This window comes from Erwinia sp. PME.40.26/001, from assembly GCF_055556675.1.
The window spans coordinates 1-236 of sequence record NZ_JBVHNP010000434.1 but is presented as its reverse complement, the minus strand read 5'-3'; the positions used below and the strand labels follow the sequence as shown (position 1 = coordinate 236).

At 59.3% G+C, this 236-nt stretch carries 1 pseudogene; it reads left to right on the top strand.

Features of this window, described 5'->3' with window-relative positions:
* Positions 1–31 precede the first annotated feature (31 nt).
* Positions 32–236 (top strand): annotated as a pseudogene (locus ACZ3HG_RS24865) (hypothetical protein); the annotation flags it as partial.

Here is a 236-nt window from a genome sequence, read left to right as displayed (position 1 = left end):
CGCGTTTTAGTCCGTTTCTTCACTTCTCTGCATGCACACTCTGGAACAACTGCGCAGCGGCGCGCTGGAAGGCATTACCCGCCTGTCTCTCTCGTGCGGCCTGCGCGAATTCCCGCCAGAAATCTTCACCCTGGCTGAAACCCTTGAGATTCTGGACCTCAGCGGCAACGAACTGACTGCCTTGCCCGACGACCTGCCGCGTTTGCACCGGCTGCGCATCGTCTTCTGTTCCGACA